This window comes from Shewanella salipaludis (genome assembly GCF_012911865.1).
Lineage (GTDB): Bacteria > Pseudomonadota > Gammaproteobacteria > Enterobacterales > Shewanellaceae > Shewanella > Shewanella salipaludis.
In genome coordinates, this window is the sequence record NZ_JAAXYH010000017.1 from 1 (window position 1) to 17,459 (window position 17,459).

At 54.6% G+C, this 17,459-nt stretch carries 13 protein-coding genes and 1 pseudogene; 6 read left to right on the forward strand and 8 right to left on the reverse strand.

Annotated elements, in window-relative coordinates; translation table 11 throughout:
- Positions 1 to 265: 265 nt before the first annotated feature.
- A pseudogene (locus tag HC757_RS19210) lies at positions 266 to 355 on the reverse strand (ATP-binding cassette domain-containing protein); the annotation flags it as partial.
- A gap of 607 nt (positions 356 to 962) precedes the next feature.
- Complete coding sequence (locus HC757_RS16820; protein ID WP_169565553.1) at positions 963 to 1,910, reverse strand: hypothetical protein; 948 nt, start codon at positions 1,908 to 1,910, stop codon at positions 963 to 965.
- Positions 1,911 to 1,960: 50 nt separating this feature from the next.
- On the opposite strand from HC757_RS16820, the gene HC757_RS16825 reads away from it, so the two are divergent.
- Together HC757_RS16825 and HC757_RS16830 are read left to right on the forward strand one after the other, a co-directional pair.
- On the forward strand, positions 1,961 to 2,239 hold the full coding sequence (locus HC757_RS16825) for a hypothetical protein (RefSeq protein ID WP_169565554.1): 279 nt from the start codon (positions 1,961 to 1,963) through the stop codon (positions 2,237 to 2,239).
- A gap of 521 nt (positions 2,240 to 2,760) precedes the next feature.
- Entirely contained in the window at positions 2,761 to 3,474 is a 714-nt protein-coding gene (locus HC757_RS16830; RefSeq protein WP_211164471.1) for a helix-turn-helix domain-containing protein, read from the forward strand.
- Between the two features lie 331 nt (positions 3,475 to 3,805).
- Here the strand turns inward: HC757_RS16830 and HC757_RS16835 are convergent, their stop codons facing one another.
- The 5 genes from HC757_RS16835 to HC757_RS16855 form a co-directional block, all read right to left on the reverse strand.
- Positions 3,806 to 4,909 carry a phosphoribosylaminoimidazolesuccinocarboxamide synthase gene (locus HC757_RS16835; RefSeq protein WP_169565555.1) on the reverse strand — a complete coding sequence of 368 codons (1,104 nt, stop codon included), beginning with the start codon at positions 4,907 to 4,909 and terminating at the stop codon, positions 3,806 to 3,808.
- Between the two features lie 407 nt (positions 4,910 to 5,316).
- The gene (locus HC757_RS16840) at positions 5,317 to 6,564 is read right to left on the reverse strand and encodes a glutamate-5-semialdehyde dehydrogenase (RefSeq protein ID WP_169565556.1); all 1,248 of its coding nucleotides are present in this window, start codon (positions 6,562 to 6,564) and stop codon (positions 5,317 to 5,319) included.
- Between the two features lie 23 nt (positions 6,565 to 6,587).
- Positions 6,588 to 7,709 carry a glutamate 5-kinase gene (proB, locus tag HC757_RS16845; protein ID WP_169565557.1) on the reverse strand — a complete coding sequence of 374 codons (1,122 nt, stop codon included), beginning with the start codon at positions 7,707 to 7,709 and terminating at the stop codon, positions 6,588 to 6,590.
- Positions 7,710 to 7,897: 188 nt separating this feature from the next.
- Positions 7,898 to 9,427 (reverse strand): sodium/proline symporter PutP, encoded by a 1,530-nt coding sequence (putP, locus tag HC757_RS16850; protein ID WP_169565558.1) that lies wholly within the window; start codon positions 9,425 to 9,427, stop codon positions 7,898 to 7,900.
- A 1-nt stretch (position 9,428) separates the two neighbouring features.
- Entirely contained in the window at positions 9,429 to 9,608 is a 180-nt protein-coding gene (locus HC757_RS16855) for a hypothetical protein (protein WP_169565559.1), read from the reverse strand.
- Between the two features lie 720 nt (positions 9,609 to 10,328).
- On the opposite strand from HC757_RS16855, the gene HC757_RS16860 reads away from it, so the two are divergent.
- The 4 genes from HC757_RS16860 to HC757_RS16875 all read left to right on the forward strand — a co-directional run bounded on the left by HC757_RS16860 (position 10,329) and on the right by HC757_RS16875 (position 14,627).
- Positions 10,329 to 10,673 carry a metalloregulator ArsR/SmtB family transcription factor gene (locus HC757_RS16860; protein ID WP_169565560.1) on the forward strand — a complete coding sequence of 115 codons (345 nt, stop codon included), beginning with the start codon at positions 10,329 to 10,331 and terminating at the stop codon, positions 10,671 to 10,673.
- Between the two features lie 105 nt (positions 10,674 to 10,778).
- Positions 10,779 to 11,810, forward strand: coding sequence for an ArsJ-associated glyceraldehyde-3-phosphate dehydrogenase (locus tag HC757_RS16865; protein ID WP_169565561.1), 1,032 nt, complete (start codon positions 10,779 to 10,781; stop codon positions 11,808 to 11,810).
- A 45-nt stretch (positions 11,811 to 11,855) separates the two neighbouring features.
- Positions 11,856 to 13,085: an organoarsenical effux MFS transporter ArsJ gene (gene arsJ / locus HC757_RS16870; RefSeq protein WP_169565562.1), complete on the forward strand. Its 1,230-nt coding sequence runs from the start codon at positions 11,856 to 11,858 to the stop codon at positions 13,083 to 13,085.
- 87 nt (positions 13,086 to 13,172) lie between these two features.
- Entirely contained in the window at positions 13,173 to 14,627 is a 1,455-nt protein-coding gene (locus HC757_RS16875) for an MBL fold metallo-hydrolase RNA specificity domain-containing protein (protein WP_169565563.1), read from the forward strand.
- A gap of 104 nt (positions 14,628 to 14,731) precedes the next feature.
- Here HC757_RS16875 and HC757_RS16880 read toward each other — a convergent pair whose 3' ends face one another.
- Positions 14,732 to 17,290, reverse strand: a complete 2,559-nt coding sequence (locus HC757_RS16880) for a TonB-dependent receptor plug domain-containing protein (RefSeq protein WP_169565564.1) — start codon at positions 17,288 to 17,290, stop codon at positions 14,732 to 14,734.
- Positions 17,291 to 17,459: the final 169 nt, after the last annotated feature.

Sequence of the window (17,459 nt, forward strand, 5' to 3'; positions counted from 1 at the left end):
AAACAACCAAGATCAGCGTGCCGATGAAGCAGAAACGCTGCATGATGAAAACCGACTTTCTGGAACGCGTGTTATTAGCCGGTTTTGCCTCTATGGCCAATTAATGCACACTCATGCGGATGCCCTGCCTTTGAGACCCGTAAGCTCTCTCTACCTCCCCGTAAAGGGTTGCCGAAACGGAGCGCATTTGATGCTTACTCATGCTGAAGTACGTTGACCAGTTTTCCGAAAGGGTCGCGTACATAAAACCTGCGAACTCCCTCGTCAATAGCCTCAGCATGAGTTTCACCAGCGTGGTTTTGCCGCAACCGGATGCGCCGACAATGGCCACCGACTTGCCTGCGGCTATCTCCAGGGTTAAACCCGAGGTGACCATGTATGTCCAAACACTCCTATTAATCATCGGGAACCTGACACCTAGCTAAATATGAGTGCTAACATAACCGCAATTTTCTTAATGGTGCTTAAAGTAAACGATATTAATGTATACCTTTTCAATTTTGGGAATAAGTCAGCACAAATAACATTTTCACCTTGATAGAGTGAGATTTTGTTTATTGGAAATAAGATGGTTTTTAAGTTATATTCTTCTTGAAATATTTCAATGTTGAATTTTTTGTAAGGAAACCAAAGGAATTTCTTAAATAATATTTTTTCATTACTCACGCAGGATAACTCGCCAGTAATAACTTTATATTTAAAAGTGATGATGTTTTTTCTTATGAATATATCTTTCCCATATACTAACATCTCGTCACCCATTAATTCAATATAACTAATATAATTAGCCTGTCACAGTGGCAACAAGCTAATTACATTTAAATTTTAAGTGTTTTTAGTAAGCTCTCCGGTACAATGCCGATGAAGCCGGCCCGGATTTGCGGTGATGCGTGCGAGACTGATGCCAACCAGGCCGGCACAGAACCCGGCGCTGTCGCTGAGGAAGCATCTTGAATGGCTCGTTACATTTTCGCTTCTGTAACCAGTAACTCTTCTTGTTTTGCTTGTATAAAGCAGTTTTCTAGTATTTTTTTAGATGGAACTGTACTTGCAGCCGTATCAATTTCCATTTTTTCAAAATCAATGATGCCTGGTATGACATTCGTAGCATTCCTGATCTTTCGCTTCTTAAGACTTTTTAATAATGCGATATCATCGTTGTTCGGTGATTTATCGAAAGTAAAATATATGTAATGAATTGATGAGCGAGCTTTTGATGAAACCATCTTCCTCAATACGAGTAATCGCTCAAAAAGATCGTCATTATTGGACTGTATTTGTTCTACCGACACTTTATTCATGTCAAAAACAGATACTGATATAAAGGAGTTGAAATAGTTTTTAACCCCGATGAAATACAATCCCTCAACGTCAGTTTTGCCTTCGATGTTCAAAGTTGCAGGATCAAGTTCAGTAAATTCTTGACTGCTAGTTAAAATATCTCTCAATCGTTCTCGGCCTGTAGGTAAGGAACTTAAGAAAGATGCTTTTTTCTTAATTTTATTCATGGCGTTAAATCCAAAAGCCAATAAGGCTATCAAAAATACAATTTTACCGCCAATACGATGCCAAAAATCCAAATAAGGCTTTTCGGGAAGCTTCATACCTGCTTCCGAGACAATGTCTGTGATTTCTTCAGGGGAAAGGTTTAAATACGTGTCTTCCTGACCAGTGATTCCTACAAGCCTACCGTCATAATTCCATATGGGAACAAATAAGACTGCTACTGATTTGTAGATATAACCAATATCAACATATTGACCTTCAGGTATTTGAAACCTTTCATCATTTGGAAGCTTTACTACTTCGACTATTTCTTCGCCGCCAAATGACAAGAGTCCAGCTTTAGCATGTACGTAACCTGGGTTCATTACAAGTATGAGTAATGTAATTATGATCGCTTTTTTCATAGTAATCCTTTAACTAATGATAAATGTAAAGCCACATAAGGTGGCTGAAGATGTTTGGTTATAATGCTGTTTGGAGTGAGAGCAACGGACTGTTTTGTTTGTCTGAATGCCTTGCTGGTTTGATGCTCTATTATATATTTGCCATTTTACATAAAAAATATAGCAAAGAGACTAAAAAAATTGTCCCTACAAAAAACATCACGGTTAATGCTTTAGATGCTTGCATTGATTCTATGAGTCCAGCGGGAAAAAAAATAGCTAAAAAACTTAGGATACCTTCTAGCATAATCTTCAATCTCCTTATTCTGATGATTCGGCTAACATGTTAATAGTGCATATGTACGCTCGTCCAATGCAGACCAGATTATCACAAGACACTGTTGTGTAAACTGTTTTTTTACCTCGCTAAGCCTTCCGCGAACGCGTATCGCTTTTGAGGTCAAGGGCCGGCTAGGGAAAGCATCTCTGTATTCACAACTTTAAGCTGCTTGCGATGCAACAGTGCGAAAGCTTGTTCCTTCTCCTTCGCACCTGACTGCCATGGATGGAGGAAATGCCAGTTTTGTCAGGAACTAAACAGGCCATGCGATCACGGCATTGGTGCATCCAGCACGCTACCCACGGAAGGTGATTGGCGGCTAACCGGCTGCGACTCGCTTTCCTGAGTGACTGTTATCAGCATTATGAGAGTGCTGGGATAAAAAGGCTGTCTAAAACTAGTTCAGCATCTGACTTTTTGGCACTATTACAGGTTATAACCCCATATTCATCTATAGATTCCAACAGGAATAGATAAGAATTAACCCGCAAACAGAATCATGCAGGTCAAATTTACAGAAAGGAATAAACTATGATATCACTAGGTGAAAAAATTAGAGAGCTAAGGGTTGAAAAGAAACTGAGCCAACCTGAGTTGGCGGAAGCTATCGGGATTGAGCAGTCCTATTTATCCAAGTTAGAGAACGATAAATCCGTGCCTTCCAACGAGATTTTCAGAGCACTGCTCAGCGCATTGGAGATAAGCCTTCATGATTTTATGGAAGCTATAAGTATGAATGGTAATCAACAAAAGCTTTTGCAGATCGCCGACATAGAAGGTTGGTATAAAGCGAAACAAAGGCATAGGGTTCATAGCCAGAGGGTGTTTCTGTACATTTGTAGCATCATGATCGTTTTAGGTGTGACTGTCTTTTATGCAGGGTTCAGTAAAAAAATATTTAACGAGACTCAATTCGAATACTGGTCTCAAGGTATTGTTCTTGAGGGAGAGCCAGATAATATCTTTGATAGCTGGAGACGGCTCTTAGATGGTAATGACAGAGACATCATGCGCGAAAGGGGCCTGGAAATGGAGCGACGAAAGAGTCTGAAAAGAATATTGCTCCTCCAGTTCAAGGGATCTGAGTTTACGGAAGTCTCTGGTTCCGGAAAGCGGCTCTACAGTTTAGAGAAGGAATACCAAATTCCGAGACCAATTAACTCATGGCTGGAGTCTATCGGAGTTTTCCTCTTTGGACTGGGTTTTGTAGGCTTTTTTCTTGAAAGAAAAATATACCGGCTTTGACAGTTTTGACTGCACAGCTGTCAATTCAGACAAGGAAAGTGCCTGGACAGGCGTAGATTTGAGATAGATTCCAGTCGCGCTGGAACGCCAGCGCCATCAGAACGGTTGCACTCCTATCCTGTTACTGTCGTTATTCTTGACCACTAACTGGAAGAGACGCAGCGCACACTAGATGATGAGTTGCATATCACACTTACAGAAACTTGCGACTCAGTGAGTAACGCAAATATTCGCCGAGCGTGTCATTGCATCATGAGCAACAGATTCTGATAGTGTCGGCAAACAACAAAGGCGCCATAAGCGCCTTTGGTTTATCCAATGTAATCACAGATTACATAATCAGATCGTACTCATCGCGTAAGATCTTGATGATATCGGCCTTGGGGTTGGCGGGCAGCGGAATGGGGTTGCCTGTGACTTTCTCGGCGACACCCGTGTAGGTGCGCGACACGGCCATCATGGCGTCCAGCGGCAGGGCGTTGTCGCGGGCCAGGGCTTCACGCTCGCTCATCCTGTCCTTGTTCAGCAGCACGTCAGGATCCGGGAAGTGCTGCAGCAGGAACTGGCGGAAGCCTTCCTTGGAGTTCTCCACTATCTTGCCTTCACGGTAGGCGGCGCCGTCCCAGATGCGCGACGAGTCAGGGGTGCCGACTTCATCCATGTAGATCAGCTTGGCGTTGCCCTGCTTGTCTGTGACATAGCCGAACTCGAACTTGGTATCGACGAATACCTGATCAAGTTTTGCCAGCGCAGCTGAGATCACCCTGAAACCCTCCTTGAGCAGCTTCTCGTACAGGTCGATATCCTCCGGCTTCTCGAAGCCGAAGGCCTGATAGTTGGCTTCTATGTCGGCGCGGCTGATGTTGACGTCATCCTGGGCAGGCACGCCTGGGATACCGGTCAAGATGCCCTTGGTGGATGGGGTGATCAAAAGCTCGGGCAATTGCTGATCTTTCTCCAGGCCTTCGGGCAGGGTGATGCCGCAGAAGACGCGCTCGCCCTTGGCGTAGGCGCGCCACATGGAGCCCGTGATGTACTGACGGCAGATGGCTTCTACCTTGATGGGACGGGCCTTCTGCACTATCCACACGAAGGGGTGGGGGATATCCAGAATATGGCTGTCGGCCAGACCATTGTCCTTGAACAGCTTGAACCAATGGTTGGAGATGGCGTTCAGCGCCGCGCCCTTGCCGGGAATGCCCTGCAGATCGCCTTCACCGTGGAAGATGCAGTCGAAGGCCGAGATGCGATCGCTTATCACCATGATGGCCAGCGGGGTATCTTCGGGGACGTCATAGCCCTTGTCGCGGATCAGACGGCGGCTGTCGGCCTCGGTCAGCCAGTAGACGCTGCGGACCTTGCCGCTGTGGACCGGGCCTGCGGTGCGGATCGGTAAATCGTTGTTAACGGCTAATACGGAATCAGCAAGACTCATGACGAGTATTCCTCTGGATATAAGATGTAGGGATAAAGGTAGATGAGCTGATGCTCGATGGCATCGGATATTTATTGTCGCTCAATGGGATGTTACTGAAAAAGCTGTGATGTCGGTTGCTGTGGCTGGGTATCGAAGGGGCTGTGTCCGTCTTTAAGGCTCCGGTGTCAGGATTTACAGGCGAGGCGCCGCAGCCGTATGTCGACTGTGGCCGCATGCCCGAAAGTTTGCCTGAAAATGAGTTGCAGAGATAGACCATGATACCGAGTGAGTCTGATGCTTAACCGCCGACAAAGTTGCGCTATTTTACCTTTATCGGCGGGATTTACCATGCTAATTGCCAGGTTAATTGCAATGTTGTTGGCAGCCTGCCGCATCTGCCTCACAGGGGCCAGGCTAAGCCAGGCTCAGGCGCGCACCTGGCCCTCGCCGTTGACCAGGTATTTTTCCGTGGTCAGCGACTCAAGTCCCATGGGGCCATAGGCATGCAGCTTGGAGGTGGCTATGCCGATTTCGGCGCCCAGGCCCAGCTCGCTGCCATCGGAGAAGCGCGACGAGGCATTGACCATGACCACTGAGGCATCGACGCTGAGCTGAAAGCGTTCGGCCGCGGCGACATCCTGGGTGCAGATCACTTCGGTATGATGGCTGCCGAATTGCTGTATGTGCGCCAAGGCGCCGTCGAGATCCGCCACCTGCCTGACGGCAATTTCCAGTGCCAGATACTCCTGGCCGAAGCCGTCATCCGCGAGTATGTCGGCATCCTCGAAATAGTGGGCCGACTGCTTGCAGGCATGAACTTTAACGCCTTTCTCGGCCAGTGCGGCGGCCGCCAAGGGCAGGAAGTCGGCGGCAATGGCTGCATGCACCAGCAGGCCTTCGAGGGCATTACAGACGCCGGTGCGTTGGGTCTTGCCGTTGAGCAAGAGTTGCAGCGCCTGTTGCAGGCTCGCCTCGGCGTCCACGTATAAGTGACACACGCCCTTGAAGTGCTGGATCACGGGGATCTTGCTGTTGTCTGTGACGAAATTAATCAGCCCCTCGCCGCCACGGGGGATCACCAGATCCAGGTATTGACGCTGCTGTAGCAGTTCCAGCATCAGGGCGCGGTCGGGATCCGGCACCACGCTTATCAGCGCCTCGGGCAGGCCGAATTCGATCAGCGCGCCATGCAATACCTTGGCGATCGCCAGGCTGGAGTTGAGGGCTTCCTTGCCGCCGCGCAGTATGACGCCATTGCCCGACTTGAAACACAGGGCGGCGGCGTCGGCGGTGACATTGGGCCGAGCCTCATAGATCATGCAGACCACGCCCAGGGGGATGCGCATCTTGCCTATGCGTATGCCGTTGGGCCTGCTCGTTAACTCGCGGCGCGCGCCGACGGGATCGGCAAGTGAGACTATGGTCTCTATGCCGGCGGCCATGGCTTCGATGCGCTCCGGGGTGAGCAGCAGTCTGTCCTGCATGGCAGCCGACAGCCCCTGGGATTCCGCCTGGGCCAGATCCTGGGCATTGGCCGCCAGTATGGCGGCGCGATTGTTTCTCAGCTCCATGGCCATGGTCCGCAGCACCTGGTCTTTCCTGGCGCTATCCAGCAGGGCCAGTTGACGGGCGGCGGTGGCCGCCTTGCTCGCTAGTCTTGTGATTAAACTCATCTTGGTTCCCCAATTCTGTGCTGTTATCTGTGCTCGAGCAGGGCTATGTCCTGCTCCGAGATGATGGACCCCTGGGCATCGGTGAGATTGCTGGTGAGTTCGGGGTCGTCGTGTTCGGTGATGAAGATCAGCAGGCTGCTGCCATAGTTGGCCCTGGCCTTCGCCAGGCGGGTGCCATCCTTGCTGCGCACCAGGATGGTGTCACCGGCGGCGAATTCGCCCCTCACTTCCAATACCTTGTTGCAGCTCAGCCGGGCGCAATGTTCATCGAGTGTCTGCCCTGGCACTGTCTGCACTATCACCTCGCCCTGCTCGGATGCCGTGTGGGTCATCCAGTGCTGCAGTTCCTGCATCGGTCGCTCATCCGCGTGGAATAAAGTGCCAGGGTTACCCCCCACGAGCAGGGCGCTGAAGGCACTCTCATTGAAGCCATTGATGATATAAGTGTCTATGCCATGGCTGACGGCTTTCTCGGCGGCCTCTATCTTGGTGCGCATGCCACCGGTGCCGACATCGCTGTGGCTGCCTCCCGCCATGTCGTAGATGGCCTGGGTGATACGTTTCACCTCGGGTTGCAGCCTGGCATCGGCATGAAGGTGCGGATTCTTGTCATACAGGCCATCTATGTCCGAACAGATGATCAGGGTGTCGGCATCGGCAGCGGCGGCCACCATGGCGGACAGATTATCGTTGTCGCCCACCTTCAGGGCATCCGTGGTGACCGTATCGTTCTCGTTGATGATGGGGAGTATCTCGTGTTCCAGCAGGGTAAAGATGGTTTCCCTGATGCTCTCGTAGCGCTCACGGTCGCGCAGATCGCCGTGGGTCAACAGGATTTGCGCCGAGGGGAAGTCGAATAACTTATCCCAGGCGGCCATCATCTCGGTTTGGCCCGCGGCGGCCATGGCTTTCTTCAGCGCGACTCTGGCGCTGGGCGTCGTGGCCGGCGGGATTTCGGGAAATCTGTGGGCACCGGCGGCGATCGAACCGGAGGAGACCAAGATCACCTGAGTGCCCTGTGCCCGGCAGCGGACAATGAACTGGGCCAGGGTCAGCAGGTAGCGCGAGCTGCAGCCTTGTCGCTCTGGGGCAATCAGGGCGCTGCCTACTTTCAATACCAGGCGTTTCCATGTCGGTAATTTCATTGGGTTATGCCTTTTCAATTTTGTTCAGGCACGCTGAGCGTTGCCTTCGGCTCTTGGCTACGGCAGTCTCGTGCCGCTGTTTTTATGGTCATGTTGTGGTGAGGTCATGGCTAAGTGGTGGTGATTTGGGTGGGTGGCTCGGATACGCCCGGCGCAGCTCATGCCACCGGGGTATCCAGGAACCACTGTTAGGCCGTTTGCTTCACTGGCGGCTCATCGGCTTGCAGCATGAGGGCTAACTTGTCCTGGGCGGCGAAGAAGGTGGCTTGCACCGAAGCGGAAGGCGCCTTGCCGAAATGGCTCACCAGGACTATGGCCAGTGAGCTGGCGATGAAGCCAGGCACTATTTCATACAGCAGGCTGCTCAGTGTCTGACCGTCCGGGAGGACGGGGACAAAGATCCATAACAGGACGGTGATGGCGCCCGTCAGTATGCCGGCGATGGCCCCCGAATGTGTCATCCTGGACCAGAACAGGCTGAAGAGTACCAGGGGACCGAAGGCGGCACCGAAGCCTGCCCAGGCATTGCTGACCAGGGACAGGATGCTGTTGGATCTGTCCAATGCCAACAGGGAAGCGACCAGGGCGACGGCGAAGACACAGTAGCGTCCCAGCCTCACCAGCTGCGCCTGTGAGATGTCTTTCTTGGCGTAGCTACGGTAGATGTCTTCGGTCAGCGAACTGGATGACACCAGCAGCTGCGATGAGATGGTGCTCATGATCGCCGCCAGGATCGCTGCCAGCAGGAAGCCACTGACTAGGGGATGGAATAAGATCTCGGCGAAGAGGATGAAGATGGTCTCTGGGTCCGTCAGTCCAGGGTGGAACTTGTTCACATAGGCGACGCCGATCAAACCTGTCGCCAAGGCACCCAGTATGGTGACCGTCATCCAGCTCATGCCTATGGTCCTGGCGGTCTTGATGTCGCGTACCGAGCGGATCGCCATGAAGCGCACTATGATGTGCGGCTGGCCGAAGTAACCCAGGCCCCATGCCATGCTGGAGACTATGCCTATGAGTGTCATGTTATGCAGCGACTCGGAAAATGGCGCTATGCTGTCGCCGGCCAGGCTGAGCACTTCGGCCGTGCCACTGAACTGCTGGTAGGCCACCAGGGGCACCAGAACCAGGGCGATGAACATGATACAACCCTGGACGAAGTCGGTCATGCTGACCGCCAGGAACCCCCCGAGCAAGGTGTAGGCCACCACCACAGAGACGGTAATCATCAGGCCCAGGTAATAGTTCATTCCGAATGCCGACTCGAACAGTTTGCCCCCTGCGACCAGGCCGGCGGAGGTGTAGAGGGTGAAGAAGAGGATGATCACCAATGCCGAGATGATGCGCACCGAGCTCTTTTGCAGGCCGAAGCGCTTGCCGAAGAAGTCCGGCAATGTCAGGGCATCGTCGGCTTCCTGGGTATAGACCCTGAGCCTGGGCGCCACCAACACATAGTTGAACCAGGCGCCCAGCAGCAGGCCGAGTGCTATCCATAGGGTATCGAAACCTATCACAAACATGGCGCCTGGCAGGCCCATCAGCATCCAGCCACTCATATCCGAGGCGCCGGCAGACAATGCCGTGACCTGGGGGCTGACCTTACGGCCACCCAGTATGTAGCCCGAAAGATCGTCGGTGGAGTTGCGGTAGGCGAAAAGGCCAATCGCCAGCATGACCGCAAAATACAGGGCCAGCGAGATATAACTTGAGTATTCCATATTAGTGCTCTTTGATGCCCGTCAGGGTTTGAGTTAGTTTTTGTTTACAGAGGGGGAAGATGTAGCTGGATAACAGCAGCCAGAAGCAGGTGAATTGGACCAGGGACTGTAATTTTGCGGTGAGATAATGGTTCAGGGTCGACAGACTACTGTCTGGCTCCTTTGAATTGCGTGCTTTCATAATAGTTTCCCTTTCAGTGATGGTCCTTGTGGTGGACGTCTGAACCTTTATCGGCAGTTGGCTCCGGATAAAGCCTAATCAATTTGATTTTTGCTCAAATAATTAGTGTTCGAACTGTATTATTCGGGTTTTAGACACATTAATCAAGTGCCGAGTCAAGCATGAGGCTAAGTTAATGATGTGAATTTTATGTTTTATCATTTATTTTCAGTTGGTTATTTTAGTTGATACTCATGTTGAATAAATTTTCGTATATTGGATATCAAAAACACCTCATGGCTGGCCCCATGAAACGGCCGGCGGCCCCGGGTGTTGTTGTCGGCTATCGGGGGAATAAATTCGGAATTTATATTAGTGCTGAAATCAATTCTGGCTCGGGTGACTGCCACCCGAATGTGAATGCCTTGGTTTAGATTAGATTGGGTTAGATTGGATTGGGACTCTAGTGCGCAGGCCTGCGCACTAGAGTCCGGAACAGGCTGGCAAAGGTGGCGCCCGGATGCTGGCGCTTTATCGGTGGCTGACGGCTAAGCTGGCGATTGATAAGTAGAGTGAGTGGCGCAATTTCGCGGCTGAATTTTTCCATAACCATTGATATATACGATTTTTCATATATGCTCCTGTTTCATGGCTAAGATATATGAATTTTCATATGTCTTAGCCGAAGGCAGGCCGGCGACTCTGAGGCTGCAACAGAACATGCATGAAGGCGGAAGTTCAATGGTACCGACCCAGTTTTTCAAGTGTTTAGCCGACGATACCCGTTTGCGCAGCCTCATGCTGCTGCAGCTGCAGGGGGAGCTGTGTGTATGCGAGCTGACCTCGGCGTTGGCCGAGAGCCAGCCCAAGGTATCCCGTCACCTGGCGCAGTTGAAACAGTGCGCTCTGCTGCAGGACAGGCGGCAGGGGCAATGGGTCTTCTATCGGATTAACCCTGACTTGGCCCCCTGGTGCCGGGCCGTGTTGCTGGAGCTGAGTGTCAGCAATGGCCCCTATATCCAGCCTGACCTACAACGACTATGCCAAATGGGCAGCAGGCCGGAGCGGGTAATGAGCTGTTGCTGAGTGCCAGGCTCTGACCAGGCAACGAATACCAAGCAACCGGCACCCTGAAGCGAGAGCCGGGACTAAAGCGCAGCTGAACGTTTTCAGCATAACGGAGAGAAGCAGATGAGCATCAAGATAGGGATCAACGGCTTCGGCCGCATGGGCAGGTTGGCGCTGCGTGCCGCCTGGGATTGGGATGAGGTCGAATTTGTGCAAATCAACGATCCCGCCGGCGACGCGGCGACCCTGGCGCATCTGCTCAACTTCGACTCAGTCCATGGCCGCTGGCAGCATGAGGCGCTGGCCGAGGGCGAGAGCATGGTGATCGGCCGGCAACGACTGCAATGCAGCCGCAACGGGGCGATAGCAGACACAGACTGGTCCGCCTGCGATCTGGTGATCGAGGCCTCGGGGGTGATGAAGACCAAGGCGTTGCTGCAAGCCTACCTGGATCAAGGCGTTAAGCGGGTGCTGGTGACGGCACCCGTGAAGGAAGAGGGGGTGCTCAACGTCGTCATGGGGGTGAACCAGCAGTTGTATGATGCGGCGCACCACCCGATAGTCACGGCCGCCTCCTGCACCACCAACTGCCTGGCACCTGTGGTCAAGGTGATCCACGAGCAGCTGGGCATACGCCATGGCTCCATGACGACGATTCATGACATCACCAATACCCAGACCATACTGGACGCGCCCCATAAGGATCTGCGCCGTGCCCGTGCCTGTGGCCAGAGCCTGATCCCCACCACCACGGGCAGCGCCACCGCCATCACCCATATCTTCCCCGAGCTCGAGGGTAAGCTCAACGGCCATGCGGTGCGGGTGCCGCTGGCCAATGCCTCGCTGACCGATTGTGTGTTCGAGCTCGAGCGTCCCGTCACCGAGGCGGAGGTGAATGCCCTGCTCAAGGACGCCGCCGAGAATGCGCTCGCCGGCATCCTGGGCTACGAGGAGCGGCCGCTGGTGTCTGTGGATTACAAGACAGATCCCCGTTCCTGCATCATAGATGCCCAGTCGACCATGGTGATCAACGGCACCCAGCTCAAGTTGTATGTCTGGTACGACAATGAGTGGGGCTACGCCAATCGGGTCGCCGAGTTGGCGTTGATGGTCGGGCGCCTGGATCTGGCCCAACCCGAGACAGGGGCCAGATAGCGCCAAGGCAGAGTCAGGATAGAAACGTCACTTTGGAGTCATAGCATGTTGGCCGCGCTTGCCCGTTTGCCCTTGGCCGTGCGTCAGTATCTGCTGATCACCGCCAATTACTGGAGTTTCACCCTCACCGACGGCGCCCTGCGGATGCTGGTGGTGTTGCACTTTCATGCGCTGGGCTACAGCCCGCTGGCGATCGCCATGCTATTCCTCTTCTATGAGATCTTCGGGGTGGTGACTAACCTGCTCGGGGGGTGGCTGGGGGCCAGGCTGGGGCTTAACCGCACCATGAACCTGGGGCTGGCGCTGCAGATCGTCGCCCTGGGCATGTTGCTGGTACCCGCGGCCAGTCTGCCACAGCTGCTGGCCGGGGTGCCCTGGGTGATGGCGGCGCAGGCGCTGTCGGGGATCGCCAAAGATCTCAACAAATTGAGCGCCAAGAGCGCGATAAAACTCCTGGTGCCCAAGGGCGCCGAGGGCAAGCTATACCAGTGGGTCGCCTTGCTGACGGGATCCAAGAATGCCCTCAAGGGTGTGGGTTTCTTTCTCGGTGGCGCCCTGCTGGCGCTGCTGGGGTTCGAAGGCGCCATAGCTTCCATGGCACTGGTCTTGAGTCTGGTGTGGTTGTTCAGCCTGGTCATGCTGAAACAAACCCTGGGCAAGGCAAAAAACAAACCCAAGTTCAGTGAGATATTCTCCAAGAGCCGGAGTGTCAACATACTGTCCGCCGCGCGTCTCTGCCTGTTCGCCGCCCGTGATGTCTGGTTCGTGGTGGCCTTGCCCGTGTATCTCGCCGACAGCTTCGGCTGGGACCACTGGGCGGTCGGTGGTTTCCTCGCCCTCTGGGTGATCGCCTATGGTGTGGTGCAGGCCCTGGCGCCCAGGATGACGGGCAGGGCTGCGGCCCCCGATGGCAGGGCCGCCTGGTTTTGGGTGAGCCTGTTGGCCCTGGTGCCGGCGCTGATCGCCCTGACGCTCGGCCTGGCGCCCATGCCCAGCCTATTGGGCGGCTTGTTGCTGTTCGGTGCCCTGTTCGCCATCAACTCCTCCTTGCACAGTTACCTCATCGTCAGTTATGCCAGCGATGAGGGGGTCTCCCTGGATGTCGGCTTCTATTATATGGCCAATGCCATGGGGCGCCTGTTAGGCACCCTGTTGTCGGGTTGGGTGTTTCAGGTGTGGGGCATGACGGCCTGCCTGTGGATTTCCTGCGGCCTGTTGGTGGTGACCAGTGTGATCTCACTCCGGCTGCCACGCAGGTCTGTGATCCCGGGCTAAGCTTTCGCCGGCACGGCTTCTAAAAATGATGCCATGGTCTATTCTTAACCCGTGAGGGGACTGAGAACCTATGCCGGAGGCGAATGCATGCGCATGACATTGCAGTTTTTAGGGGCGACCGAGGAAGTGACGGGTTCCTGTCATTTGCTGACGGTCGGCAAGGAGCAAGTGCTGTTGGATTGCGGCTTGATCCAGGGCGGCAGGGCCGATGAGTTGCGTAACCGCGAGCCCTTCGAGTTCGATCCCAAGGCCATCTTCGCGGTAGTGCTCAGCCATGCCCACATAGATCACTCGGGCCGCTTGCCCCTGCTGGTGAAGTCAGGTTTCACCGGCCCCATCTACACCCACAAGGCGACGGCCGAGCTCTGTGCCATCATGCTCAAAGACGCTGCCATGCTGCAGCGCCGCGACGCCGAGCGCCTGAGCAAGCGTTTGGCGAAGCAGAATCTGCCGCCGGTCGAGCCCCTGTTTACCGAGGAAGATGTAGATCAGGCGGTGGCACAATTCATTCCACTGGAATACGGCAGTGTGACCCGGGTGATGCCCCATGTGGATGTCTGCCTGTCCGATGCGGGTCATATCCTGGGGTCGTCGATACTCGAGCTGTGGCTGGGTGAAGGCGAGGCGCAGAAGAAGCTTGTATTCAGTGGCGACCTGGGCCGTGCCGGCATGCCGATCCTCAAAGATCCCACCCTGGTGGCCAGTGCCGACATGGTGTTGATGGAAAGCACCTATGGCAACAGATTGCACCGCACCTGGGATAACACCCTGGAAGAGTTGAAAGCCATCTTCGCCAAGGCGGTCGCCGAGAGCCACGGCAATATTCTGTTGCCGGCCTTCTCCGTCGGCCGGGCGCAGGAGCTGTTATACCTATTTCACCTCTATGCCAAGGACTGGAATCTGTCGCGGTGGAGAATTTGCCTCGACAGCCCGATGGCGATCGAGGCGACCCGGGTCTATGTCGACAACTATCCCTTGATGGATGAGGACTTCAAGCGTTTCACCCGTCAGCACCCGGGCCAGCACCCACTCTTGTCGAATGTGGAGTTTACCCAGACCACGGAGGAGTCGATTGAGCTTAACCAGATCCACCAGGGGCTGATCATCATAGCCGGCAGCGGCATGTGTAACGGTGGCCGCATCCGCAGCCACCTGGAGCATAACCTCTGGCGCAGCGAGTGTGACATCATCATCTGTGGTTATCAGGCGATCGGCACCCCGGGGCGGGCATTGGTCGATGGGGTCGGCGAGCTCACTATCCATGGCAACAGTGTCAAGGTGGCCGCCAGCATACACACCATAGGTGGCCTGTCGGCCCATGCGGATCAGGCCGAGCTGTTGCATTGGTATCGCCACTTCGAGGGTACGCCGCCCGTGGTCCTGGTGCATGGCGAGCCTGATGCCCAGCGGGGGCTGGTCGAGGCCATGAACCAAGTGCCACAACATAAGCCCAAGGCGATGGCGATTGCCACCCATGGCGACATGCTGGATCTCAATGGCCTGCCCAAGCTGGTCTGGCTGCACTCCCAGTCTCAGTTCTGAAATGCCGCTCCAGTTGGAAGATTTGACTTGTTAGCATGGGTTGTTTTTCGGACATAAAAAATGCCAGGCGAACCTGGCATTTTTATTGGCCTGATGACTCAGGCTTAGAAGCTGAAGGTCATCTTGGCGCTGTAGGTCATGCCATCGAAACCGTAGGGCAGGGCGCGTACCGGGTACTTGAACGCCTTGTTACTGATGAAGTCCAACACTTCGTCCTCGCCCAGCTCGTCCGGGGTGACATCGAAGATGTTGTTGATGCCGACGGAGAAGCCGAGTGAATCCGAGAATTGGTATTCCAGGGCGACGTCGACCAGCACCGCGGCCTCGACCACACTGGTGTCACGGAACGAGCCTGTGGGGGATAACTCTTGCGGCAGGCCTATGTGTTCATGACCGAAGTAGGTCACGTTGGTCTCGCCGAAGTAGTTGGCCCGTACCAGACCACGCCAGTCATTCTTGCTGTAGTCTAAGGTCAGGGTGGCACGTTGCTTGGGCTGACCATCGGTCAGGAAGCTGCGCTGTTCGTTATCTAGGGCGACGTTCTCGGGGATCCCCTCGGGTGCGTTGACGCTGTCGATCTCGGTTTTGTTCAGGTTACCGGCCAGGGTGGCATGGAAGTCACCGTCGTACACTTCCGTGCCATAGGTGACGATCAGATCTACCCCTTGGGTGGTCGAGTTGACCGAGTTGGAGAAGTAGTTGGCCTGATCCGCGCCGGTCGCCTGCAAGGCGGCAACGGCCTCCGGACTGAAGGCTACGTCCTCGGCTGACAACAGGCTGCCGAGGGTGATCCTGTCTTTGATCTTCACTCTGTAGGCATCCAGGGTGACAGAGATATCATCCGTGGCGTTGAACACGAAGCCCAGGCTGTAGTTCTCCGAGCTCTCGAGCTTGAGGCTGTCTACCCCCAGCGCCGACGGGAAGGGTGAACCCGCGGTGGCGGTGAAGGAAGGCGACAGGGTGCCGTCATCGTTGAGGTTGGTGGTATAGGCAGTGTAAGCGCTCTGTTGCAGTGAAGGCGCACGGAAACCGCTGGAGATGGCGCCGCGCAGGGCGAAATCATCCGTCACCTGAAAGCGGGACGACAGCTTGCCGACCAGGTCGTTGCCTGCATCCGAGAAGTCTTCGAAACGCACCGCGGTGCCGACCATCCAGTCATCCGTCAACTGGGTTTCCAGATCCAGGTAGAAGGCGTAGCTATGGCGATCCGCGCTGCCGGCCGCATCCGGTCTCAGGCCTGGATAGGCCTGGAAGCCGCAACCTGCATAGACGTTGGGATCTATCACCGAGGGGAAGGCGCTGTCGGCGTTGCTCAGGCCGCAAGCGTAGGAGGCTTGCTCACCGGCGACGATTTCATAGTTTTCCTTGCGATATTCGGCGCCGAAGGACACATACAGAGGCTCGTTGCGACCCAGTTCCACCAGGCCTGAGACATCGGCGTTGAGTGTGGTCTGATCGAAACGGAAACCGCCGGAATAACCCGAGGTAGGACCCACGTTGGCCAGGATATCGGCATCCGTGGCATCCGGGTTATTGAACAGGTATTCCGCCGCGTAGGAGGCGTTGATGCTATTGCGTGAGTCGAAGTCGTACTTGTTCTGGCCGTAGACACCGGACAGATCGAATTGCCAATCGTCGCTGATGTCGCCACGCAGACCGGCGGCGAATGAGGTGTCCTGGGCTTCGTTGAAGATCCTCGGCAGGAAGCCGTCGGGATAGAGCTGCTGCACGTTCTTGGCCGCTTCATCGAAGTTACGGAAGAAACCATTACCCAGGGCGGTGCGGTTGGAATAGCCGCCGAAGGAATAGAGCTCATAGTCGCCGACCGGCAACATGGCATTGTAGAACACGGACTTGAATTTGGATTCGGCGTTGCCTTGTCCCCAGCGCACCTCATCCGACAGTGTCCCTGGAGGGGTGGTCGATGATCCGCCTATGTCGCGCTGGGCGCGGTTGGTCCCGTCGGCATCGCGGTATTCCATCGACAGGTTGATGAAGCCGCCATCATCGCCGATATCGAACCCTGTGTTGAGGCCGAGGGAAAAGGTGTCGCCATCGCCTTCACCCGTGCCACCGCCTTGAATGAAGCCCGAGGTCTCGTCCGTGCTGTCCTTGAGTGACAGGTTGATCACCCCGGCGATGGCGTCTGAGCCATACTGGGCGGCGGCGCCGTCACGCAGTACCTGCACATCTTTGAGGGCGATCATGGGAATGGCGTTCATGTCTGTGCCGGCGGCTCCGGCACCTACGGTGCCGTTGAGGCCGAAGATGGCCTGGTTATGACGGCGTTTGCCGTTGATCAACACCAAGGTCTGATCCGGCTGCAGGCCGCGAAGGGTCGCGGGGCGGAAGAGATCCGAGCCGTCGGAAACCTGGGTACGGCTGAAGTTGAAAGAAGGTACTGTGGCCTGCAGGCTCTGACCAAGTTCGTTGAAGCCGCCGCGGTTCAGGCTCTCGGCCGAGATGATGTCGACCGGTACCGCCGACTCGGTGGCGGTGCGGTTGGAAACCCGGGTGCCGAGTACGGCAATCTTCTCTACCTTGGCGTCTGCTGCCGGCTGGGCTTCTTCGGCCTGCAGGCTCAGGCTGGTCCCCGTCAGTGCCAGGCTAATGGCTAAGGTCAATGCATGAGGTTGAAATCTTGTTGTCGTTTTTATGTTCATAATACTGCTTCCATTTCATGTTCATCAGGAGTCCTGCACATCAGCCGTTCTCTGTATCAATTCTGGTGATTGATTTAGCCGGAACCCAATCCGGGTTCCATGTCAGACGAATGATGCCGGGGGATACTTATCCACTTTATGTAGCCAGTATGTCAATGCCAATGTTGAA

What these genes read in the sequence shown, in the direction of transcription:
- HC757_RS16820 (WP_169565553.1), bottom strand. Translation starts at nt 1,910, where the DNA reads ATGAAAAAAGCGATCATAATTACATTACTCATACTTGTAATGAACCCA.
- HC757_RS16825 (WP_169565554.1), top strand. Translation starts at nt 1,961, where the DNA reads ATGTTTGGTTATAATGCTGTTTGGAGTGAGAGCAACGGACTGTTTTGT.
- HC757_RS16830 (WP_211164471.1), top strand. Translation starts at nt 2,761, where the DNA reads ATGATATCACTAGGTGAAAAAATTAGAGAGCTAAGGGTTGAAAAGAAA.
- HC757_RS16835 (WP_169565555.1), bottom strand. Translation starts at nt 4,909, where the DNA reads ATGAGTCTTGCTGATTCCGTATTAGCCGTTAACAACGATTTACCGATC.
- HC757_RS16840 (WP_169565556.1), bottom strand. Translation starts at nt 6,564, where the DNA reads ATGAGTTTAATCACAAGACTAGCGAGCAAGGCGGCCACCGCCGCCCGT.
- proB (WP_169565557.1), bottom strand. Translation starts at nt 7,709, where the DNA reads ATGAAATTACCGACATGGAAACGCCTGGTATTGAAAGTAGGCAGCGCC.
- putP (WP_169565558.1), bottom strand. Translation starts at nt 9,427, where the DNA reads ATGGAATACTCAAGTTATATCTCGCTGGCCCTGTATTTTGCGGTCATG.
- HC757_RS16855 (WP_169565559.1), bottom strand. Translation starts at nt 9,608, where the DNA reads ATGAAAGCACGCAATTCAAAGGAGCCAGACAGTAGTCTGTCGACCCTG.
- HC757_RS16860 (WP_169565560.1), top strand. Translation starts at nt 10,329, where the DNA reads ATGGTACCGACCCAGTTTTTCAAGTGTTTAGCCGACGATACCCGTTTG.
- HC757_RS16865 (WP_169565561.1), top strand. Translation starts at nt 10,779, where the DNA reads ATGAGCATCAAGATAGGGATCAACGGCTTCGGCCGCATGGGCAGGTTG.
- arsJ (WP_169565562.1), top strand. Translation starts at nt 11,856, where the DNA reads ATGTTGGCCGCGCTTGCCCGTTTGCCCTTGGCCGTGCGTCAGTATCTG.
- HC757_RS16875 (WP_169565563.1), top strand. Translation starts at nt 13,173, where the DNA reads ATGCGCATGACATTGCAGTTTTTAGGGGCGACCGAGGAAGTGACGGGT.
- HC757_RS16880 (WP_169565564.1), bottom strand. Translation starts at nt 17,290, where the DNA reads ATGAACATAAAAACGACAACAAGATTTCAACCTCATGCATTGACCTTA.